Here is a 21,473-nt window from a genome sequence, read left to right on the forward strand (position 1 = left end):
TCACGCGTGAACGACAGGCGTAACAACGACCCGTTCACGCGTGAGAAGGTCCTTCGCTCCGCTCAGGATGACAGATGGAAAGCAAGTATTCAGCGCAGCTTTTCCATAAATAATTAGCGTAACTCTTTCTAATTCCGAATAGATACGCTAACTCAGGGTATGAATCCTACTTTGCGTCCGCGCATCAAAATTTGCTGCATCAGCACGCGGCAGGAACTCGAAGCGGCCGTAGGGCTGGGCGTAGATGCCCTGGGGCTGGTGGCCCGCATGCCCAGCGGACCCGGCATCATCCCCGACGACCTGGTGCGGGAGCTTTGCCGTCGCACGCCACCCTCGGTAGCCTCTTTCTTACTCACCAGCGAAACCACCACCCAGGCCATCATTGCGCACCAGTGCCGCACGGCCGCCGACACGCTGCAAATCGTGGATGCGCTGAGTGAAGGCACCTATAAGGACCTGCGCACGGCTCTACCTGGAATCAGCCTGGTGCAAGTGATTCACGTGAACGGCCCCGAGGCATTCGACGAAGCCAAACGCGTGGCGCCCCACGTAGATGGCGTCCTGCTCGACTCCGGCAACCCCAAGCTGCCTGTGAAGGAGCTGGGCGGCACCGGCCGGGTGCACAACTGGGACATCAGCCGCCGCATCCGCGAGGCGCTGGATATTCCGGTGTTTCTGGCCGGCGGCCTGAATGCCGAGAACGTGCGCGAAGCCATCGAAACCGTGCATCCGTTTGGGGTAGACGTGTGCAGCGGCGTCCGCACCGATGGACACTTAGACAGCCAGAAGCTACACCGCTTTGTGGATGTGGTGCGCCAGTACGTGCCGTAGGGAGGTAGCTTGAGTGTGTGGGAAGAGGAGGATGGAAGGTGTGGGGTAGGAAGGTAAGAAGGCTGTCATCCTGAACGCAGTGAAGGACCTTCTCACGCGTGAACGATGCTCGTAACAACGACTTGTACTAACGTAATAAGGTCTTTCGCTGCGCTCAGGATGACACTTCCAACCCCTCCTACCCCTACCTTGCCTACCCTCAAAACCCCTTACCTTTGTAGCCTCATGCGCTACCTTCTGCTTTCTCTTTTTCTGCTGAGTTTCACCCTACTTCTGCTACCCGGCTGCGAGCCCAAGGCAGATATCGTGACGACGGACAGCAGCGCGCGGCTGGAGTTTTCGCAGGATACAGTGCTGTTTGATACGGTGTTTGTGCGCACCGGCACGGCCACGCGGCGGCTGTGGGTCTACAACCGCAACCCCCGCGCCGTGCGTGTAGAGCAGATTACACTGGCTAACCCCGGTGCCTCACCCTACCGCTTGCTGGTAGGCGGCGACGCCGGCCCCAGCATCAATAACGTGGAAATTCGGGGGCGCGACAGCCTGCTGGTGCTGGTGCGCGCCACCATCGACCCGACGCCTGGCGATGCCAAACCGTTTATCGTAACGGATGAGCTGCGGTTTCGCACCAACGGCAACGACCAGCAGATTGCGTTGCTAGCCTACGGGCAAAACGCCTACTTCCACAACGGCGAAACCCTACCCTGTAACGCCATTTGGACCAACGACAAGCCTCACGTCATCTACAACTCGGTGCTGGTGGACTCGGGGTGCACGCTCACCATGCAGCCCGGTACGCGGGTGTACTCGCACGCGGGTTCCATCCTGATTGTGGCCGGCACGCTACGCGTAAATCCTGACTATCAGCCCGGTAACGACTCAGTGGAGGTTAATGATGAAAACATCGTACGCTTTGCCGGCGACCGGCTGGAGCCGTTCTACGACAATATTCCGGGCCAGTGGGCGGGTATTCAGTTTCTGGCCAGCAGCCACGACAATGTGGTGCGCTACGCCGAAATCAAGAATGCTGCCTACGGCTTGCTGCTGTTCAACTACCGCAACCGCCTACCCCGACCGGCGGTGCGGGTAGAAAATACGGTTATCCGCAATATTTCGGGGCAGAGCATCAGCTTTGCCAGCGCTGCCCAAACCTTACCCACTGGGGCCGGGGTGCTGAGCCTGTCGGGTGATGTGGAGATGCATAACTGCCTGATTACGAACTGCGGCGAGTACGCGGTGCTGGGAGTAGGCGGCGGTAATTTCACGTTTGACTACTGCACCATTGCCAACTACCGGGGCAATTTCAACCGCTCTACCGAGTCGCTGACACTCAGCAGCGAGGCGCCCAGCACGGTGGCCAAAGGTCCCTACCCCCTGCGCCTGGTAATGCGTAACTCCATTGTATGGGGTGGGTTGCGGGACGAGCTGCTGTTGGCAAATGGTGCTCAGTATCAGCAGGTAGCAATTCAGAATAGCTTGTTGCAAACGGAGCGCTACAAAGCAGCTACTAGCACGGCTACTACGTTGGGCTTTGGCAATAGCGGCAATGTGCTCAACCGAGACCCAAAATTCCGGCGTACGCCTAATCTCTACCCCAATCGGTTTGACTACCGCCTTGGGCCTGGGTCGCCGGCCAGCAACAAGGCCGTGCCCCTACCCACCCTCACGCGCGACCTGCTGAACGCCCCCCGCGACCCCCGCACGCCAGATATGGGCGCCTACGAGCGCGCAGCGCCGTAGAAGGGTAGGGAAGAAGTAGACCTTCCGTTTGTTTATCTGTCATCCTGAGCTTGCGAAGGACCTTCTCACGGTAGCACGAGTCGTTGTTACGCCTGTTGTTCTCGTGTGAGAAGGTCCTTCGCAAGCTCAGGATGACAAGCGTATTTTTCATCACCACATCAGCACATCAATCATGCTCTGGATTCAGAAACGACTGCGCTTGCCGGCGGTGCGCCGTGGATTTCATTTGATAACTGACCTGCTGACGGCCGAACTGCCTGAGCTGGAGCAGATTGAAATGGGTACGGCGCATTTCTTTATTCAGCATACTTCCGCCAGCCTCACCATCAACGAAAACGCCGACCCTACCGTGCGCCGCGATATGGAGGAGTATTTCAACCGCGTGGCGCCCGAAAACGCGATCTACTTCCAACACACCCAAGAGGGCTCCGACGATATGCCGGCCCACTTGAAGGCCGTGCTGCTGGGTAGCTCCGTCACGGTGCCCATCACGCGGGGCGAGCTGGCCCTAGGCACCTGGCAGGGGATTTATCTGGGAGAGCATCGCAACCACGGCGGCCGGCGCTGGGTAGTGGTGACGCTGATGGGAAAAAAATCAGATAAATAACGCCTGAGTAAAAGCAGAACCCTCCTTTTCTGCGTATACTCTACCACGCTAACCTCCATGCCTATGCTTCTGCTTGCTACCTGTTTCTCGCGCTCTGGCAGCCATGCCCTCACGCTGAGCTGTGGCTTGCTGCTGGCTACGGGATGCCAGGAGAAGAAACCAACGGCTTCGGCGCCACCCATTGCCCGACCGCGGCCCGCGTCTGCGCCGCCGGCTGCCCCAGTGCCGCCTAAGACGGCGAAAACAGCCTGCTCGTTGGTAGATGATGAGGTAGCCGAAGACCCTTTTGGAGCCGAAATTACGGTGGCCGATTTGCAGCAGGCTGGCGCTACTATTGTGTCGCGCACACCGTTCAAGAACCGTCACGAGCGCAACCAGGTAGATACCATTCTGGTGCTGCGTCACCACGGCAACCAGTTCGAGTTTTACCGGGCTGCCGAAAAAGACTTGCTGCGTGAAGTAACCGTCACAGACTTCGCCCCGCAGTATGGCCAGGAGCTCCAGCAGAAGCTGGGTAGCGCCTACCGCGCCCGCTACGCCCGCCAGACTGGCAACTGCGACAGCCTCCGCATCGGCGACTCCAACCGCCTCAACACGGTAGCTATGACCCTGCACAAAGGTCAGCTTAGTGCCGTGCAGGTGCAGTATTACGTGGACTAAGGTTATATAAGCTGTTAGCCTGTAGCTGTTAGCTGATAGCTTTTGGAATGGAAGCTATCAGCTAACAGCTACAGGCTAACAGCTTATATAACTTGCAACCCTATAGCCGATAGTTGTGCCTTTAGAGCTACGTCAACTGTTGTTTGTCTGCTACTCTTTCGTGCACATGCGTTCTTCCCTTCTTCTGCTTACCGGCTTGCTGTCCGCGCCAGCCTTTGCGCAACAAGCGCCCAAGAAACCCCTCGACCACTCGGTATACGACCAGTGGCAGAGTGTAACGGGCCAGCTTATTAGCCACAATGGCAAGTACGTATTGTTTCAGGTGAAGCCCCAGCAGGGCGACGGTACGCTCTACCTCAAAACGGCTGGCAACCAAATGCTGCGCCAGATCAGTCGGGGCGACTCGGCGGTATTTTCGGCCGACTCCAAGTATGCGGTGTTCAGCATTAGCCCACGCTACCAGGATGTGCGTCAGGCCCGCATCAAGAAGAAAAAGCCCGACCAGATGCCCAAAGACTCGTTGGGTATTTATGGGCTGAGCACTGGCAAGCTCACGAAGTATGCCGACGTGAAGTCTTTTCAATTGGCCGAAGAAGGCACGGTGCTGGCGTTTCTGGCCACCAAGCCGCTGCTGAAAGACACACTGAAAAAGGCTCCTGTGGATACGGTGAAAAAAATCACCGACAAGCTGCTGGAAACCCAAAAAGGCGGCGCCATCCTCACCATTCTGAACCTTGAAAAAGGGCAGCCGCACACCTTCGAAGCCGTGACGGACTACAAGGTGAGCAAGTCGGGCAACAAGGTGGCGTTTGCAGTGGCCGCGCCCAAGGGCAACAAGACCGTGCGCTCGGGACTGTTTGTGTTTGATGTGGCGACGGGCAACCTACGCCAGCTCAGCGCCGGCAAGGGCACCTACAAAAACCTAGCGTTCGACGACGCGGGCAAGCAGTTGGCTTTCACCGCTGAAAAGTACCCCGAAAAAGCCCTCAGCAAACCGTTCACGCTTTACTATTCTGACTTTGCCGACAGTGCCCGCGTGCTGCTGGCGCCCAGCGCCAACGGGCTGAAAAAGGGCTGGTCGCCCAGCGGGTTCGGCAAAGTGTTGTTCAGCGAAAACGGCGAGAAGCTGTTTTTCGGTACCGCGCCCGATCTGATTCCGCAAGACACAACCCTCGTAGAATTTGAGCACGCCAAGCTCGATATCTGGAACTACAAGGACGACTATCTGCAACCCATGCAGCTGAAAAACCTGAAAAAGGAATTACAGCGCAGCTACCTGGCGGTGGCCTACCCCAAGCAGGGCGGCAAGTACATTCAGTTGGCCGACGAGTACTTGCAAGACGCTTACATGGCCGATAAAAAGAATGCGGAATACGTGCTGGCCGTGACCGATACCGCCAACCGGGTGGCCATGCAGTGGCAGGGCAATACCATGAAGCGCGCCTACCTGGTTTCCACGCGCACCGGCGAGCGGGTGGCCATCAATCCTAAGGGTAGTAAAAGCCGGTTCCAGCTCTCGCCCGGCGGGCAGTACGCCATCTGGTACGATTACGACGCGAAAGGCTGGTTTGCCTACTCGGTGGCCGACCGCAAAACCATCAACCTGACGGCCAAAGCCAAGGTAGACTTCACGGACGAAGAAAACGACTCGCCCACCGACCCCCAGCCCTACGGCATTGCCGCCTGGACCAAAAACGACGATGCGGTACTGCTTTACGACCGGTACGACATCTGGAAAATCGACCCCAAAACCGGTGCGGCCTCCAACTTCACCAATGGGGTAGGGCGCCAGCAGAAGCTGCGGTTCCGCTACGAAATACCGGTAGCCAAGCAGGACTTCATTGAGCCCAAAGATGAGCTGTGGCTGCAAGTGCAGGACGAAACCACCAAGCAATGGGGCTACTACAAAAAGAACATTACCAGCACCAAAGCGCCCCAGCGGGTAACGCTGGTGCCCATGGCCTACTCGCAATTGATGCAGGCTAAAAACGCAGACGTGTTCCTCTACACGAAGACCAGCGTACAGAACCCCGCCGACCTCTACGTGAGCCGCAATCTGCAGAAGGAAACCAAGCTCAGCAACATCAACCCCCGGCAGAAAGACTACAACTGGTTTACGGCCGAGCTGGTGCACTGGACCACGCCCAAGGGCTACGCCGCCACCGGCGTGCTCTACAAGCCCGAGAACTTCGACCCGAACAAGAAATACCCCATGGTGGCGTATTTCTATGAGAAAGTGTCCGACGGCCTCTACCGCTACAATGCGCCCGCGCCTACCCCTTCCCGCCTCGATATTGCCATGTTTGCCAGCAACGGCTACCTGGTGTTCACGCCCGATATCAGCTATACCATCGGTGAGCCGGGCGCCTCGGCAGTGGAGTTTGTGAACTCGGGAGTGGAAGCGTTGAAGAAGAATAGCTGGGTGGATGGCGCCCACATCGGTATACAAGGGCAGAGCTGGGGCGGCTACCAGGTGGCCTACCTCATCACCCAAACACCCATGTACGCCGCCGCTTGGGCCGGTGCGCCCGTTGTAAACATGACCTCGGCCTACGGCGGCATCCGGTGGGAATCGGGCATGAGCCGGCAGTTTCAGTACGAGCGCACGCAGAGCCGCCTGGGCGCTACCCTGTGGGAAAATCAGGATCTGTATATCCGCAACTCGCCCTTGTTCTACCTACCCAAAGTAGAGACGCCGGTGGTCATCATGGCCAACGACGCTGACGGCGCCGTGCCGTGGTACCAGGGTATTGAGATGTTCACGGACCTGCGCCGCCTCAACAAGCCTGTATGGCTGCTGCAATACAACGGCGAAGCCCACAACTTGGTGAAGCGCGAAAACCGCAAGGACATTTCCATCCGCGAGCTACAGTTCTTCGACCACTACCTGAAAGGCGCCCCCGCCCCCGTGTGGCTGGAACGCGGCGTGCCCGCCGTGGAGAAGGGTAGGAATTGGGGATTGGAAACGTCTACGTCGTCGGTGCGGGGGAATCAGTAAGCAAAAACTTCTTCGTTATATGAAAAGGGCTGCCGATCTACAGATCGGCAGCCCTTTTTGTGCTCACTATATGCAAGCCTTATGCTTATTCGTATTGACCCTGCAGCTTAATGTTAGAATACTGAACTGTGAATTTGTTATTCGGAATATCGTCCCGCAACGTGATATTTCCAGCCTGAGTGAGATACAAGCTTTGGTAAGACGAAGAAGCTAAGTAAGTGCCGGTGGCATCCTGCATATATAACTCCAGCCCGTAGCCTACACCACTATATCCTGTTTTATTTCTCCCGCGATACTCTAGTGGGTTGGTTAGCGTGGGGATATCTAATACTAGCCGTTCTGTAAGCGGAAAAATAAGAGGAAATTGATTCTCTGTGACGTTCTGCACCAGCGGGCTCCGAAATACAACAGGCGCGTTGTAAGAAGTATATCGATTCGTAGGATCAGGATAAGTTACTTTATCAGGACCTAGTCGTACAACTGCCTGCAAAGTAGGGCGGTCAAAAATATGGGGTGGAGAGGCATTCTCAAACCGGGCAAACACAATTGCTACCTGCTTCACTACCCGGTCTAGCACTCGAATAGTGCGACTGGTTGATGACTTTTGTCCATCGGCGTTTTGGACCGTCAGGGTAAGGGAATAAGTGCCTGCTTTAGAATAACGAAATATCCTTGGGTCAGCTCCGGTTTTAATACTGTCGTTGCCCAGAGACCAAGTGTATGTATCAGCCTTTGTAGAAGTATTAGTCACTACAATCGCGTCATACGTGCCTACCTTAATGACATCATTAGAAGCCGCGCCAGCAACTGAGAAACTGGCAACGGGTGCAGGTTGAATAGGGTCTGACTCTTTATTGCAGCTAGCTAGTGCCAGTACGGAGATAAACGCGAACCGAGTAATAGTAGTCATAGAACAGTATTGAATAATATAGTTGTAATATATTCAATACCATACTCTTCCCAAAAATAAATAGCTCAAAAAGTAATTGATGAGCGACTTACACCACTACTGCTTCCTACCGCACCACCCGCGCGTTCGTCGCATAGCGCAACGTATCAAACAGCACCAGTTTCTGTACTCCTTGTACTTGGTAGGCGTCCAGCGTGCCGGCTTGGCCCCGCAGTTGTAGCTTCTTCTCGGAGTAGAATAGGGGATTGTTCTTTTGTAGCGTCGCATCAACGGAGCGGACGCCGGATGCGTCGCGCACGACAGTCAGGCGCACCACAGCATTATCGAAGCCGGGCTTACGGGTATAAAGAATTTGTCGAGTTCCGTTGGGTAGGGTAGTAGAATCCACCGCGTAAGCGCCGCGCAAGGCAGGCTTGTTGATATCGGCTTGGTAAAAAACCTGTAATTCCTTGTCCCACTCAATTTTGGGAACACGGGTAGTTTCCGGAGCAGAGCCACGTAGGGTTACGCGCTTCTCTACGGGGGGCTGTTGCTGGTTGAGGCGGGTGGCCTGGGCATCGAGGTATTCCTTGAGCGGGAAATAGGCCGGCCGCACCGTAGTAGCGGAAGCGGGGCTATCGGCCTCCGCCGACGAGCCGCAGCCCGTGGCACCGGCCCATAGCCCCGCCCCGATTAAAAAAATAAAAATATTACGCATGAGTAGGAGTAGTGCCCGTCGCGCGCAGCAACGACTGCCCCGACATCTCGGCGGGTTGAGCCAACCCCATGAGTGCCAGAATGGTAGGTGCAATGTCGCCGAGCTTGCCATCGGCCAGGGTACCCTGGTAGTCGTTATCAACCAAGATGCAGGGCACTAGGTTTGTGGTGTGGGCCGTATTGGGCGTGCCGTCGGGGTTTACCATCATGTCGGCGTTGCCGTGGTCAGCAATGATGATGCTAGCGTAGCCGGCCGCCTGAGCAGCTTCTACTACCGCCTGGGCGCAGGTGTCGGCAGTTTCTACGGCCTTCACGGCAGCCTCAAATACGCCGGTGTGGCCCACCATGTCGGGGTTGGCGAAGTTCAGCACCACAAAATCGGCCGCATTAGCTTGCAGCTCCGGCACCAGCGCGTCGCGCAGCTCGTAGGCGCTCATTTCGGGTTGCAGGTCGTAGGTCGCTACTTTGGGGGAGTTGCGCATAATGCGGCTTTCGCCCTCAAACTCGTTTTCCCTACCCCCCGAGAAGAAGAACGTCACATGCGGATACTTCTCGGTTTCGGCAATGCGAATCTGGGTTCTGTGGTTGGCGGCCAGCACCTCGCCCAGGGTGTTTTCGAGGTTGTCCTTCTCGAAAATCGGCGTGACGCCCGTAAACGACGCGTCGTAGGTGGTCATGGTCAGGAAATGCAGGTTCAGGCGGTGCATCTGGTAGGCGTGCAGGTCCTGCTGGGTGAGAGCCTCGGTCAGCTCCCGGCCGCGGTCGGTGCGGAAGTTGAAGAAAATAACCACGTCGCCTTCCTGAATGGTCGTCAGAGGCTGCCCGTCGGCGCCTACCTTCACAATCGGCTTCAGGAACTCGTCGGTCACGCCCTCTTTGTAGGAGTCCTGCATGCTCTGAATCAGGTTTTGCGAAGGCGTGCCTTTGCCATTCACCAGCAAGTCGTAGGCAATTTTCACCCGCTCCCAACGGTTGTCGCGGTCCATGGCGTAGTAGCGGCCCACGATGGAAGCAATACGGCCGCTGGCTCCGTGTTGTAGGTGCTGCTCCAGCTCATTCACGTAGCCTACGCCCCCCTTGGGGTCGGTGTCGCGGCCGTCGGTGAAGGCGTGGATGAATACGTTGTGCACTTCCTGGTCGCGGGCCAGGGTGCAGAGGGCTTTCACGTGGTCGATGTGCGAGTGCACGCCGCCATCGGAGAGCAGTCCTAGCAGGTGTACTGGCTTTTGGTTGGTGCGAGCGTATTCAAAGGCCTTTTCCAGCGCCGGAATGGAACCCAACTTCCGGTCACGAATAGCTTTGTTGATGCGCACCAGATCCTGGTACACCACGCGGCCGGCACCAATATTCATGTGCCCTACCTCTGAGTTGCCCATTTGCCCTTCGGGTAGCCCCACGGCCTCGCCCGAGGCCTGCAGCTTGCTATGCGGATAGCGTTGAAACAACGAATCGAGGAAGGGCGTACGCGCTTTATCGATGGCGGATACTTCCTTATTCTGGGCCAGCCCCCAGCCGTCCAAAATGACCAGCAATACCTGTTTGTTCATGCAGCAAAGATAACGTACCTGGCCCGGAACGGGCACAATTTGTTGTGTTCTTCCCTCCGGAAAGAAACCGCACAACATACGCAAACCAGGAAGCGGCTGTTGGCATAATTTTAGCAATCGGAGGTGAAGTATACTTTTTCCAATATGAAACGCACTTTTACCCGGGTTTTCCTCTTCCTGTGGCTCACGCTAAGTACGCTTGCCGCGTACGCCCAGGGGGACGCCTTGCTTGCTGCCCGTACGGCTATTAGCAATGGCTCCTCGCGTGATTTGGCCCAGTATTTTGCTAATACCGTCGAGTTAGGCTTCGACGGGGACAAGCAAAGCTACAGCGCCACGCAGGCTGAGTTTGTGATGAAGGACTTCTTTGCCAAGAATGCAAGCAGCGGCTTCGAGTATATTCACAAAGGTGCTAGCCCCGAGGGTGTGCCTTATGCCATCGGTAAATATGCCAGTAAAAGCGGCTCTTATCGGGTTTTTGTGAAGATGAAGTCGTTCAACGGTGCTATCAAAATCGACACGATTGAGTTTACTAAAGAGTAAGCATTCTGATTTTTAGAGAAGGTTTGTGCATTTGCCCCGCGCTGCCTCTTCGTACTGCCCTCAACGCCCCCGTAGCCAGCTGCTGCGGGGGCGTTGTGCGTACTAACTATTGCGTCGCTGCTGAGGTTGTTTAAGCCATTCCCCTGTAGTTGCGCAGGCCATAGCGTTTCCACACCGTTATATCAGCCCATTTTTCTATTTTTGCCCTGTGAAAAATACCCCCTACCTTACCCCAGACGCCCTGACGACGTTTATCCGCACGGCGCTGGCCGAAGACGTAGGCGATGGGGACCATTCCTCGCTGGCGGCCATTCCGGCTGCCGCCCGCAAACGCGCCCGACTGCTGGTGAAGGGCACAGGCGTGATTGCCGGGGTAGAGCTGGCCCAGTTGATTTTCCGGGAAGTGGATCCGGCCTTGCAGATAACCGTCTACCTGCCCGATGGCAGCCGCATCCAACCCGGCGACGTGGCCTTTGTGGTAGAGGGCCCTGCCCGTAGCATTCTCACGGCTGAGCGGCTGGTGCTCAACTGCATGCAGCGCATGAGCGGTATTGCTACCATCACGGCCCGCCTCACCGAGCTACTGGCCGGCACCAAGGCCCGCCTGCTCGATACGCGCAAGACTACCCCCAATTTTCGTTTGTGCGAGAAGTGGGCTGTGGTCATTGGTGGGGGCGTAAACCACCGCTACGGGCTGTTCGACATGATTATGCTGAAGGACAACCACGTGGACTACGCTGGTGGAATCCGGGCGGCCATTGAGGCCACGCATGCCTACTTGGCGAGCACCGGCCGCACGCTACCCGTGGAAATAGAAACCCGCACTCTGGCCGAAGTGCAGGAAGCCCTGGACACGGGCGGAATCTCGCGTATCATGCTCGATAACATGACGCCCGCCCAAATGCACGAGGCCGTAGAATTGGTAGCCGGCCGCTACGAGCTGGAAGCTTCGGGGGGCATCACGGAAGAAACTTTGGCCGCAGTAGCTGCCACTGGCGTCGATTATATCTCGGTGGGTGCCCTCACACACTCGGCCGGCACGCTGGACATGAGCCTGAAAGCATTCTAAGGTACTGATTTTCGATGAGTTGATGTGCTGGTGGACGAGTTGGTTATTGGCTCGGAAACAACACTTTAACTAATTAGGAACATATCAAACTGTCAGAAAATCAGCATATCAACCCATTAAAAATCAGCACATCAATATACCATGCAACAACCTAATCAGCGAGGAGTGCGGCAGGCGCAACAGCCCTCGCCCCTCGCGATTCGCACGAAGAAAACGCAGCTCGATACCAATACCTACACGCGCCTGGCTATGGCGCAGGTCTGGAAAAAGGAATGGTGGTACGCACTCATCCCGTTTGTAGTGGGAGTGCTGCCTGCCTTGATCTGGCCCTCGTGGTGGTGGTTGGCGTCGGGGGTAGTGCTTACGGTGCTGTACGTGCTGCTACGTTCGGCGCAGATTACGGGCGTGACGCAGATGGAGCAGAGCAAGCCGCTATTTGAACGCGTGAGCTACGAAATCGACAACCGCCAGCTCATTGCCCGCCTCAACGAAAAGCAGGGCATGAACATCGGCTGGGAAATGATTGGCCGCGCCCGCGTGGCGCCCGATGGCTACATGCTGTACCTGAAGCAGGGCGAGGCCCCGCAGGAGCTGGCCGGCTGGCGCCGCTGGGTGGCCCGCACCTTCGACGTGCCAGTGTTTATGCTGCTGCCACCGCGCATCTTCAACTCGCCCAACGATATCAAGCTGTTTGAGGCTATTTTGCGGCGCAAAAACCTGCTGCCCGCCGAAACCAAAGCAGCGTAACATTTGGGTGGCGCCGCGGGTACATCTGTGTGTACCTTTGTGCTCGTAAGCAGGTAAGCTTCCTTTTTTACGTAGTCCGCTTCGGCATTTTCTTCCTTATTGATATGACCAAAAAACTTCTGCTCTCCGGCCTTTCCCTGGCCACCCTCGCCCTGAACGCGTGCAGCAGCGAACCTTCGGACTGGCGTCCGGACAAGAAAGTATCATTAGATATGGTAGCTCCTGGCACGCGCTCGGATACCTACTTTATGAATGAGGGAGAACAGCAGGGTGGCAGCAAGCCTGAAACCCAGGCAAACGGCGCTGCCATTCCGCGCCCTATCAACTCGGCGGTAACGCTCGATGAGCGCGCTATGCCTAATCCAAAGAAAACGGTGTCGGCTAACGACCAAGAGATTCGGCATGAGCAGGGCGAAGCCGCCCAGGAAAAGGCAAAAGCCCGCTCCCGCTCGGTACAGGACGACGACTCGCACCAATAGAGATGGATTTTTCGTTGGGCCAGTTGATGCTTCGTCCGGCAACGGGTTTGTTGCTAGGGGCAATGTTGCTTCTAGGTGCTTGCCAGTCGGAGCCAGCTACCATCGCCGCGCCTGCCAACACAGAAGCAGTTACTCCCGTGCATACCGCTGCCTATGCGTGCCCCATGGGTTGCCAGGGTAGTGAAAGCAATAAGCCGGGTAAATGCCCTGTGTGTGAAATGGATTTAGTTGCTAACCAGGCTACTCCAGCTACAGAATAGAATCAACGAAAACTTATTTTTTGCAACGTTGTTTCAAAATAATGTCTGTTAAATACCCGAAAAGAAAGGGGGCGCGGATAGCGCCCCCTTTCTTTTCGGTGTGAGAGTGGCAGGCATTTTTCTTTTTAGAGCATCGTATGTGGCTTGCCATTTTTAGTTTGTTCCTGACGGTGTTGGGAGCTGGTTTGTTGACCAGACTAGTGCCTACCCTGCATACCGTTTGGCTGAAGCCGCTGCTGGCTTTTGGCGGAGCCTACCTGTTTACACTCACTGTAATGCACCTGCTGCCGGAGGCGTTGCTGCTGCTGCCAGAGCAACCCCACCGCGTGGGCTACTACGTGCTGGCGGGTTTTTTTGGGCAGTTGCTGCTAGAGGTGTTTTCGCAGGGGGTAGAGCACGGGCATGTGCACGCCCACGCCCACGAGCGGCCGATAGGCCGGGTGCCTTTCGCACTGCTAGGCGCGCTGGTCTTGCATTCTTTCTTAGAGGGTAGTATTCTGGTTAAGGCGCCACAGGCAGGCGACGTAGCAAGTAATCTGTATGCCGTACTGATTGGTATTACGCTGCACCACATTCCGGCGGCATTTGCGCTGATGGGCACCCTGCTGTTGCAGTTGGGCAGCTTCCGGCGGGCACTGCCCTACCTATTGCTGTTTGCTTTAGCCGCACCGGCAGGCATTGTATTCAGCAATTATATAGTACTAGAACAGCTGCTCCACAGCGGGTGGTATGCTGCCCTGTTGGGCTTGGTGGCCGGCAACTTTCTGCATGTATCGACTACTATCCTATTTGAAACCAGCCCTGAGCATCATCTAAACACTCGCAAACTGGTGGCTACACTGGCCGGTGCCCTGCTGGCCCTAGCCGTAGACGTGCTATAGCGCAGGGGACTAACAGGAGTTAGAAAAGCAACTGTTGTCCTGTATGTTACGGAGAGCAGTATGGAATGGCAAGCCATTACAACCCTTCCACCACAAAACCCAAAAAGGCGGCCTGCTGTATAGCAGGCCGCCTTTTCAATTAACGGAGGGTAGGGAAAGCCCTACTTCCGTACGGGAGCTTTACGAACCGGCGTTTTCTTAGCCGGTGCTTTTTTAGCCTTGCTGGCAGGTGCAGCGGGTTTTGTTTCGTTCAGTTCCTTCAGGGTAGGCTGGGGGCCATATTTGGCCTCAGCGGGGTTCGTGTCGCCGGGCAGGTACAGGTCGAAATCCACGCGGCGGTTGAGGGCGCGGCCGGCCTCCGTATCGTTGGTGGCAATAGGCTTGCTTTCGCCATAGCCCCGCGACTCAATGCGCGACTCGGCAATGCCTTTTTCAATCATATACTGACGGGCACTGGAAGCGCGGTCGTACGACAGCTGCTGGTTATAAGCGTCGCTACCCTTGCTGTCGGTATGGCCGGCAATGCTCAGGTTATAGTCGGGATACTCATTTAGAATGCTCACCAATTGCTCTAGCTTGGGGTAGGAAGAAGGCTTCAAGGCCGCTTTGTTGAACTCAAACTGGATGTATTTAGTAGCCTCGTTGAGCACCTTCTTGGTTTCGGCTTTCACCTCGGGGCAACCTTTGTTGGAAGCCGGGCCTGGCGTGTTAGGGCAGCGGTCCTCGTGGTCAGGCACGCCATCACCGTCTTTATCCAATGGGCAGCCGGTAGCGTCAACGGCTACGCCGGCGGGGGTGTTGGGGCACTTGTCGTCCTTGTCAGCTACACCATCCCCGTCGGCATCGGGGCAGCCTTGCAGCTCCGGCTTGCCAGGCGTATCGGGGCAGGCATCCTCAGAGTCACGTACGCCGTCACCGTCGCGGTCGGGGCAGCCTTCCAAGGTAGCTAGGCCTTTCTCGTCGGGGCACTTGTCCTGGTAGTCGGGTACACCGTCACCGTCGCGGTCAAGCGGGCAGCCGTTTTCGTCAACAGCTACACCAGCCGGGGTGCCAGGGCACTTGTCTTTGCGGTCTGACACACCATCGCCATCTTCATCTTTGGCTTTGCCGAAGGCAAGGTTCAGCCCTGCCGAGTGTTGTAATAACCGGTCGTCCCAGCCGTCGTTGTCGTGGTTGGGGTTGCCATCGAGGTTCGCTTTGTAGCCTACCACCTGCGAAGTCTGCACAAAAATGCCAAGGTTGCCGCTAATGCGGAAGTTGATACCCAAGCCAGCCTGACCGGCAAATTTAGTTTCGTCGCGGCTGAATACAGTATTCCTATTATTCAAACGATACTGCCCATCGCTGCTGTAGTACAGAATGCCGGGCGCCAACAGGATGTATGGCTGAATAAAGGCGTCTTCCTTCAAAGCCCAGCCATTGTTCAGCATCAACTTAATGGGCACATTCGCACTCACCACGTTGGTGTTGAAGTTGCTGCTGTTGGTGCCCAACGATTTTTTCAACTCTACATAGCTACCCTGCAAACCGATGCTCAGGCCAGGGGCAATGTATTGGTTGATGGAGATGCCAGGTCCCCACTTCGCACGGCTGAAGTCCCAGTAGTCGGAACCCAGATTGCCTTTGTACTGAAAACCATTAGCCGAAATACCGACAACCGTTTTGTACTCAGAGGTTTGTGCTTGGGTCATAAGTGGAGTTAAGGCGCTGATGGCCAGGCCCGCACTCAATGCCCGAAGGGTAGAGAATGTCAAAGACATATAAATAAAGAAGAGAATTGAATGATTCTGGTCGTTGGAATTTGACCGGCCAGCACAGAATTATACCACCCTTCACCAGAAAAGTTACTCTCTATCTATATTTCCGAAAGCTAATTTTTTGAGGCACTATCGAGTTGGGTTGCGCACGGATATAATTACTTGATTTATAGATACTCGTCTGCTTCCAGCGTGCGCCCGCTGCCATATACAAATTGCTCTAATTGCAGGGCGCGGGCCCGCTGCCGCATCAGCTCCTGCTGGAGCTGCTGCATGCGGCGGCGCATGGCCAGCACTACATCGATGGCCGTGGTGCTCAGGCCTAGTTCGTGCTGAAGACGGGCCAGGCGGGCTAGGTGTTCGGGCTCGTCGCGGATGGTGTCGGGGGCGCCGGGAGCAAGCTGTACCAAGCCCAACTCCACAAACTCGCGCAGGTCCTGCTCACGCAGGCCGTACGTGGTGGCGCAATCGTGATAAGTAATCGTGATGACGTGCGTTTCCATGTTGCTGATTATCAATGGTTGGTTGTTGGTTATTAGGGGGATAGTGGTTAGTTGTCAGCAGGTAGTTGCTGGTACCATTTAACTGGCAACTACCTGCTGACAACTAACCGCTACCCTCTAACATCACTCATTGCGCAGTGCGGCTAGTTGGCGGAACAGGTCTTTCTCCTGCTCGGTGAGTTGCTGGGGTAGGCTGAGGGTAAGGCGCAGGTACAGGTCGCCGAACTGGCCGGGCTGGTCATACACCGGAAAGCCCTTGCCCCGCAGACGCAGGCGGGTGTCGTTTTGGGTTTCGGGCTTAATCTTGATTTTGACGCTACCCGACAACGTATCCACTACCTGCTCGCCGCCCAAAATAGCCTTATACACACTCACGGGCACTTCCTGGGTCAGGTCGTTGCCGGTGCGGGTGTAGCGCGGGTCGGGCTCTATGCGGAAGGTGAGGTAGAGCGAGCCGGCCGGGCCGCCGTTGAGCCCCGCCCCGCCCTGGTTGCGCAGCCGAATGGTTTGGCCGTTCTCCACACCTGGCTTCACCGTGAGGCGCAGGTTTTTGCCGTTCACGGTGATGGTGCGCGGGCCGCCCTGGTATGCTTCTTCCAGCGTTAAAACTAACTCGGCCTGATAATCCTGGCCGGCGCGGGCGCGGGTACCCCCGGCCCGGCCGCCGCCCATGCCGCCGAAGATATTGCCGAAAAAGTCGGAGAAGTCGGCCCCGCCAAACGGGTCCTCACCGCCCCCGCCAAACCCGCCGCCCTGTGCATACTGCGACCAATCGAAGCCGCCGCCCGCGCCCTGTGCGCCACCCGCGCCTGCTTGCTGATAGCGCTGCCAGTCGGCGCCGAGCTGGTCGTACTTGCTACGCTTTTCTGGGTCGCTGAGCACCTCGTTGGCCTCGTTCACTTCCTTGAACTTACGCTCCGCTTCGGGGTCGTTGGGGTTCACATCGGGGTGATACTGGCGGGCCAGCTTGCGGTAGGCTTTCTTGATCTGATCGGCCGTCGCGTTTTTTTCTACGCCCAGGGCCTTGTAATAATCCTTGTAGTCCAAAGCAGTTGATGGTTTGATGTGCTGATGGAGGAGGTATGCTGGGCTGCTGATGGACGCGCTGCATAAAGCATCGAATCAATCAGCAGCACAACAGCACATCAAAAACTATTTTTTCAACGGGTCGTGGCCCCAGTTCATAAGGGAGTAGCGCCAGCGCGAATGTTCTTTGTCTTTCTCAGGACCCTGAGCCGAGTGGCGGCTGATGTAGCTGTGCACCTTGTGCATATGGGCGTAGTCGTCGTCGGTAAGGTCGGCTGTCTTCTTGTGCAGAATGTCGATGATGTGCTCGCCCGACTTATGGCCGATGCTTTCCCCGTCGCCGCTGTCCTGTCCTACCTCCTTCGACTCATCAGTTTTCAGCCACTTCTCCAGCTCGGAGGCCGTCATGTTTACTTGGTCTTTGAACTGCTTATATACTTCTTCGTTTTCGGTGTCGTTAGAGGCTTTGCTCATGGTAGTGGGAGAATGAAAGGTCAGTAGATCCGGATAGGGGAAACACCCGTATTTCTTACCAAAAACGAGTGGCAGCGCCTTCTGGTTACTGCCGTGTTGCTGACGGGCAAATCACCTGCTACCTAGCGCCGGCTCCTCGCCACACTCTTCATCTATTCCTACCCTACCCATGAAAGTTACCGTACTTCTCGCCGCCCTGTTGCTGAGTAGCACCGCCCTAACAGCCCAGGCCCAAACCACCCCATCCGCCCGCAAAACAGTACAGCCCAAACCCCGTGTGACGCCTAAAGGAGCCACCATGAAAGAGGGTTTTATGATGAAAGATGGGCAAGTGATGCGTACGCAAAGCGGCGCCACCAATCCACTGCGCGACGACGTGACCCTACCCAGCGGCGTCAAAGTAGCCACCAACGGCACGCTCACCGCCACCGATGGCCGCACCGTCACCTTGCAGGAAGGCGACATGGTATCGCCCACGGGGCGCCTCACCACAGCCGCCTCCGTGGCTGCTCAGGACAGCCTGGCCCGCGCCACGATGGACAAAGCCAAAAGCGGCAAAAAGAAGGGCAAGCGGAATTAGAGGTTGTTTTCGTTGAATAGTGAACGATGTAGAGACGCATACTTGCGTCTCGTCGTTCGCGCCAGATGGCCGAAATCGTTCAACGACGAGACGCAAGTATGCGTCTCTACATCCTTCTAATGCCCTTTTTTAGCGAATGCGAGCATCTTCTCAGCAGCCTGTCGTCTTGCTACCTTACTCCGAGTAGTCGCGTAGGATATCAAACGCCTCTGCGTCGTCTTTGGCCTCCACCACTTCATCCATCACAAACTGAATTTCGGCTTCTGACCAGTGCTGGGCCTCGGCCGCTTTCACAAAGGCGCCCAGTGCCACAAACCGGCTGGTAGCAGCAGGAAACGACCATTTCACTTTTTTGCGGATACGCATAGGGTAGGAATAAGGGTGAATCAGCGAACGGCCCGCACTACTTTCAGCTGCACAGGCGCCACGCCCGCATCCAGCATCCCGATCTTACGGGCGGCCTTGCGCGATAGGTCGATGACGCGGCCTTTGACGTGCGGCCCCCGGTCGGTGATGGTGACTTTGACGGAGCGGTGGGTGCTGGGGTTGGTCACGCGCACCACCGTGCCGAAGGGTAGGGTATTATGCGCTGCCGTGCGCCGGCCAGGGCGGTAGGTGCTGCCGCTGGCCGTTTTGCGGCCATTGAATTTATCGGCGTAGTAGGAAGCTTTGCCGGTCTGGGTGAAGGCGTTGCGTCCGCCACCGCAGGCAGTGAGCAGCAACAAGCTACCCAAAAACAGCCCCGGCCAACGTAGGCAAAACCGGTAAAAAAGAGGTATGGGCATGGCACGAAAGTAGGCGAAAAGCGGCAATTGCCTACCGGTTAGGCTTCGGGGTAGGGCGCGGCCGAGCCGGAATCCGTAGGCTGCGTAGCCGCTCAAAGCTTCCCTGAAATACGTTGAAATCGACGGTGCCTCGGATGCCAGGTACATACGATTCGTCGGAGTGCTGCCAGATAATCCACTTGTCGGCGGGTAGGCGGGGGGTGTCTACCTCGTAGTGCGCCAGCCACAGCGGGTACTCATCGAAGTGTCCGGCCAGGTAGCGCCGGTAGAAGCCGTAGTTGGAGTAGAGAATGGGCCGCACGCCGTAGTGCCGCTCCACCAGCCGCATCCAAGTAGCCAGGTTGCGGCGCATGGTGGCTACATCATGAAAATTGGGGGCCTCTACGTCGAGCACGGGGGGCAAGTCGCCGGCTTGCAGGGGCACGGTGCGGGTAAACAGGTTGGCCTGGGCTGCGCCATCGTAGTTGGGCTGAAAGAAGTGGTAGGCCCCCCGGTATACGCCTGCCTTGCGGGCGCCCCGCCAGTTGGTCCGGAAGCGCGGGTCGCGTAGCGTTACGCCCTCCGTGGCCTTAATAAACGCAAATTGCACCTGGTGCCCCGCTACCAGCTTCCAGTTGATGCGGCCTTGGTAAGACGATACATCGATGCCGTGCACGGAATAGCCGGCCAGTAGCGGCGTGGCCTCCAGGCCCGTGAGGTGGCCAGTAATGAGGGTGGCGTAGGTGTGGCGCACGTAGCGGTGCAGCTGCCGCCGATAGCGCACATACACCAACAACGTTCCTACCAACAGCAACACCGCCACTAGCCGCCACGTGCGCCGAATGTTGGCGGCGCGGGCAGCCGCAGCAGCGGTAGCACGACGGGAGCGGTTGGTGAGAGTAGCCACACCGAAAGTAACGCAGGATTTCGACGCGATGGTGCCCAGCGGCGCGTAAAAAATGCCTTTTTTTACCTTGATGCGTATCTTTCGGTCTGCTTACTCCTTTTACTTGCTACCATGCCTACCTCTTCCTCTCCCGAAGCCCGCGACGAAAACGGCCACCTCATCCGGGAGCTGCACGGCGTCACGCTGGCGCACATTCTGGAGTATCTGGTAGCGCACTATGGCTGGGAAGGGCTGGATGAGCGCATCCGTATCAACTGCTTTGCTGTCAACCCCAGCATCAAATCCAGCCTCACGTTTCTGCGCCGCACGCCTTGGGCACGCACTAAGGTAGAAGACCTCTACATCCATACTCGCACAAAGGAAGTGAGTGGTGAACAGTGAAATGATGAATAGACAGTAGCAAAAACGGCTGTCATCCTGAGCAGAGCGAAGGACCTTCTCACATAAGAACGACAGCCATACCAACGACTCGTTCAACAGTGAGAAGGTCCTTCGCTGCACTCAGGATGACACACGTATATTTACTCACAACCTCACCACTCACAACTTCACCGCTTCATGGCTGATGTAATCGAGAAAAACGGCTTTCTGACGTGGCTAGCAGGTCTAGGGCTGTTTGTGGCGTTTGAGGTGGCGGTGTACTACCTGCTGCGGTTTGCTACCTCGGGCCTGGGCGAGAGCAACCAGCTACAGGCCGAAAACACCATTGTCAGCAACTGGGTGAAGACGGTGGTGTTTCTGCTGCTACACCTGCTGCTGGTGGTAGTGGCCGTGTTGGTGCTCAGCAACCAACTGCCGCGCCGCTACCGTGGCCAGCTGATGGGCTGGTTTTACCTGTCGCTTCTCATGGGCTTTGCGCTGCTAATTCCGTTGTTTGGGTAGGATAGCCACAAAAAAAGCCACCCGCTAGGGTGGCTTTCGGTTAGGGTAGGGAGTGAGTTCTACCGGATTTTAATATCGATTTCGCGCCCCTTGGTGGCGTTGTCCTTGTAGGGAATACGGATACGCAACTCGTTGCCTTCGTGCACGGCGTCGATGCGCTCTAGGTCCAGACCAGCGGGAATGGCCAGCGTTTGGTTGAATAGCGGCGCGGCCAGCTGGTCATCGGGCTGGTGGCGGTATTCGCAGAAAATGGTCAGGTTACGGTCGTTCAGCAGCACGTGGAAGTTTTCGGGGTTGATGGAGGGAGCCGCCACCCGAATAACCACGCCCTTTTCGCGCTTATCTACCCGCAGCATGGCCTGCGCAATACCACCGCCAATCGTGTTGAGCAGATCGAGTTGCGGGGCGATGTTATGAATAAATTCTTTGCTTATCAGATTCATGGTGTTTCCTCTTCTCTTAGTTTCAACTATACTTAATCAAACTGTGTACCAGCCAAGTAATACCAGCGAAAACCGCATAATATGGCCATAATGGCATATTTTAAACTGTTTCTAGCCAATGTATGTGCCATTGTGGCCGTATAGTGCGGCAATAAACTATTCGCTCTTA

Annotated in this window: 25 protein-coding genes; 14 read left to right on the forward strand and 11 right to left on the reverse strand. The window is 56.5% G+C overall.

All coding sequences use genetic code 11. From position 1 onward, the window contains the following. Positions 1 to 159 precede the first annotated feature (159 nt). The 5 genes from KYK14_RS14225 (at position 160) to KYK14_RS14245 (ending at position 6,836) form a co-directional block, all read left to right on the forward strand. Complete coding sequence (locus tag KYK14_RS14225; protein ID WP_219159706.1) at positions 160 to 831, forward strand: phosphoribosylanthranilate isomerase; 672 nt, start codon at positions 160 to 162, stop codon at positions 829 to 831. 225 nt (positions 832 to 1,056) lie between these two features. Then, positions 1,057 to 2,571, forward strand: coding sequence for a right-handed parallel beta-helix repeat-containing protein (locus KYK14_RS14230; protein WP_219159708.1), 1,515 nt, complete (start codon positions 1,057 to 1,059; stop codon positions 2,569 to 2,571). Positions 2,572 to 2,743: 172 nt separating this feature from the next. Next, positions 2,744 to 3,178, forward strand: coding sequence for a secondary thiamine-phosphate synthase enzyme YjbQ (locus KYK14_RS14235; protein WP_219159710.1), 435 nt, complete (start codon positions 2,744 to 2,746; stop codon positions 3,176 to 3,178). A 63-nt stretch (positions 3,179 to 3,241) separates the two neighbouring features. Next, the gene (locus tag KYK14_RS14240) at positions 3,242 to 3,838 is read left to right on the forward strand and encodes a hypothetical protein (RefSeq protein ID WP_219159712.1); all 597 of its coding nucleotides are present in this window, start codon (positions 3,242 to 3,244) and stop codon (positions 3,836 to 3,838) included. Between the two features lie 166 nt (positions 3,839 to 4,004). After that, positions 4,005 to 6,836, forward strand: coding sequence for a S9 family peptidase (locus tag KYK14_RS14245; protein ID WP_219159714.1), 2,832 nt, complete (start codon positions 4,005 to 4,007; stop codon positions 6,834 to 6,836). A gap of 85 nt (positions 6,837 to 6,921) precedes the next feature. Here KYK14_RS14245 and KYK14_RS14250 read toward each other — a convergent pair whose 3' ends face one another. The 3 genes from KYK14_RS14250 to gpmI all read right to left on the reverse strand — a co-directional run bounded on the left by KYK14_RS14250 (position 6,922) and on the right by gpmI (position 9,989). After that, a complete protein-coding gene (locus KYK14_RS14250; protein WP_219159716.1) occupies positions 6,922 to 7,746 on the reverse strand; it encodes a PKD domain-containing protein in 825 nt (274 codons plus the stop codon). Positions 7,747 to 7,852: 106 nt separating this feature from the next. Further along, on the reverse strand, positions 7,853 to 8,443 hold the full coding sequence (locus KYK14_RS14255; protein ID WP_219159718.1) for a hypothetical protein: 591 nt from the start codon (positions 8,441 to 8,443) through the stop codon (positions 7,853 to 7,855). Next, the gene (gene gpmI / locus KYK14_RS14260) at positions 8,436 to 9,989 is read right to left on the reverse strand and encodes a 2,3-bisphosphoglycerate-independent phosphoglycerate mutase (protein WP_219159720.1); all 1,554 of its coding nucleotides are present in this window, start codon (positions 9,987 to 9,989) and stop codon (positions 8,436 to 8,438) included. Before gpmI ends, KYK14_RS14255 begins: the two co-directional genes overlap by 8 nt. Before the next feature lie 144 nt (positions 9,990 to 10,133). Here gpmI and KYK14_RS14265 point away from each other — a divergent pair, with 144 nt between their 5' ends. From KYK14_RS14265 to KYK14_RS14290, 6 genes are all read left to right on the forward strand, one after another. Continuing rightward, on the forward strand, positions 10,134 to 10,532 hold the full coding sequence (locus KYK14_RS14265; protein WP_185281992.1) for a DUF4783 domain-containing protein: 399 nt from the start codon (positions 10,134 to 10,136) through the stop codon (positions 10,530 to 10,532). 208 nt (positions 10,533 to 10,740) lie between these two features. Beyond that, the gene (gene nadC, locus KYK14_RS14270) at positions 10,741 to 11,601 is read left to right on the forward strand and encodes a carboxylating nicotinate-nucleotide diphosphorylase (protein WP_219159722.1); all 861 of its coding nucleotides are present in this window, start codon (positions 10,741 to 10,743) and stop codon (positions 11,599 to 11,601) included. Between the two features lie 141 nt (positions 11,602 to 11,742). Further along, a complete protein-coding gene (locus tag KYK14_RS14275) occupies positions 11,743 to 12,348 on the forward strand; it encodes a hypothetical protein (protein ID WP_185281994.1) in 606 nt (201 codons plus the stop codon). 104 nt (positions 12,349 to 12,452) lie between these two features. After that, the gene (locus KYK14_RS14280; protein ID WP_219159724.1) at positions 12,453 to 12,827 is read left to right on the forward strand and encodes a hypothetical protein; all 375 of its coding nucleotides are present in this window, start codon (positions 12,453 to 12,455) and stop codon (positions 12,825 to 12,827) included. A 164-nt stretch (positions 12,828 to 12,991) separates the two neighbouring features. Then, complete coding sequence (locus tag KYK14_RS22585) at positions 12,992 to 13,087, forward strand: heavy metal-binding domain-containing protein (RefSeq protein WP_374940606.1); 96 nt, start codon at positions 12,992 to 12,994, stop codon at positions 13,085 to 13,087. 137 nt (positions 13,088 to 13,224) lie between these two features. Then, a complete protein-coding gene (locus KYK14_RS14290) occupies positions 13,225 to 13,968 on the forward strand; it encodes a ZIP family metal transporter (protein WP_219159728.1) in 744 nt (247 codons plus the stop codon). A gap of 161 nt (positions 13,969 to 14,129) precedes the next feature. On the opposite strand, the gene KYK14_RS22345 is transcribed toward KYK14_RS14290, so the two are convergent. From KYK14_RS22345 to KYK14_RS14310, 4 genes are all read right to left on the reverse strand, one after another. Further along, on the reverse strand, positions 14,130 to 15,728 hold the full coding sequence (locus KYK14_RS22345) for an OmpA family protein (RefSeq protein ID WP_281421348.1): 1,599 nt from the start codon (positions 15,726 to 15,728) through the stop codon (positions 14,130 to 14,132). Between the two features lie 164 nt (positions 15,729 to 15,892). Then, entirely contained in the window at positions 15,893 to 16,228 is a 336-nt protein-coding gene (locus KYK14_RS14300; protein WP_185281998.1) for a chaperone modulator CbpM, read from the reverse strand. A gap of 123 nt (positions 16,229 to 16,351) precedes the next feature. Beyond that, positions 16,352 to 17,275: a DnaJ C-terminal domain-containing protein gene (locus KYK14_RS14305; protein WP_219159730.1), complete on the reverse strand. Its 924-nt coding sequence runs from the start codon at positions 17,273 to 17,275 to the stop codon at positions 16,352 to 16,354. A gap of 105 nt (positions 17,276 to 17,380) precedes the next feature. Continuing rightward, positions 17,381 to 17,728, reverse strand: a complete 348-nt coding sequence (locus KYK14_RS14310) for a DUF3140 domain-containing protein (protein ID WP_185282000.1) — start codon at positions 17,726 to 17,728, stop codon at positions 17,381 to 17,383. Between the two features lie 169 nt (positions 17,729 to 17,897). Between KYK14_RS14310 and KYK14_RS14315 the strand changes: the two genes are divergently transcribed. After that, a complete protein-coding gene (locus tag KYK14_RS14315) occupies positions 17,898 to 18,308 on the forward strand; it encodes a DUF6799 domain-containing protein (RefSeq protein ID WP_185282001.1) in 411 nt (136 codons plus the stop codon). A gap of 174 nt (positions 18,309 to 18,482) precedes the next feature. Here the strand turns inward: KYK14_RS14315 and KYK14_RS14320 are convergent, their stop codons facing one another. Genes KYK14_RS14320 through KYK14_RS14330 form a run of 3 tightly spaced genes read right to left on the reverse strand, consistent with a single transcriptional unit; the run spans position 18,483 to position 19,979 of the window. After that, complete coding sequence (locus KYK14_RS14320; protein ID WP_185282002.1) at positions 18,483 to 18,674, reverse strand: hypothetical protein; 192 nt, start codon at positions 18,672 to 18,674, stop codon at positions 18,483 to 18,485. A gap of 20 nt (positions 18,675 to 18,694) precedes the next feature. Then, positions 18,695 to 19,093: a septal ring lytic transglycosylase RlpA family protein gene (locus KYK14_RS14325; protein ID WP_219159731.1), complete on the reverse strand. Its 399-nt coding sequence runs from the start codon at positions 19,091 to 19,093 to the stop codon at positions 18,695 to 18,697. Positions 19,094 to 19,124: 31 nt separating this feature from the next. Then, the gene (locus KYK14_RS14330; protein WP_219159733.1) at positions 19,125 to 19,979 is read right to left on the reverse strand and encodes a glycoside hydrolase family 25 protein; all 855 of its coding nucleotides are present in this window, start codon (positions 19,977 to 19,979) and stop codon (positions 19,125 to 19,127) included. A gap of 111 nt (positions 19,980 to 20,090) precedes the next feature. Here KYK14_RS14330 and KYK14_RS14335 point away from each other — a divergent pair, with 111 nt between their 5' ends. Both KYK14_RS14335 and KYK14_RS14340 read left to right on the forward strand, forming a co-directional pair. Next, positions 20,091 to 20,360, forward strand: coding sequence for a VF530 family protein (locus KYK14_RS14335; protein WP_219159735.1), 270 nt, complete (start codon positions 20,091 to 20,093; stop codon positions 20,358 to 20,360). A 177-nt stretch (positions 20,361 to 20,537) separates the two neighbouring features. After that, the gene (locus tag KYK14_RS14340; protein WP_219159737.1) at positions 20,538 to 20,861 is read left to right on the forward strand and encodes a hypothetical protein; all 324 of its coding nucleotides are present in this window, start codon (positions 20,538 to 20,540) and stop codon (positions 20,859 to 20,861) included. A gap of 59 nt (positions 20,862 to 20,920) precedes the next feature. On the opposite strand, the gene KYK14_RS14345 is transcribed toward KYK14_RS14340, so the two are convergent. Next, complete coding sequence (locus KYK14_RS14345) at positions 20,921 to 21,304, reverse strand: Hsp20/alpha crystallin family protein (protein WP_185282007.1); 384 nt, start codon at positions 21,302 to 21,304, stop codon at positions 20,921 to 20,923. Between the last annotated feature and the right edge of the window lie 169 nt (positions 21,305 to 21,473).

The sequence above is a fragment of the Hymenobacter profundi genome, assembly GCF_019334315.1.
GTDB lineage: Bacteria > Bacteroidota > Bacteroidia > Cytophagales > Hymenobacteraceae > Hymenobacter > Hymenobacter profundi.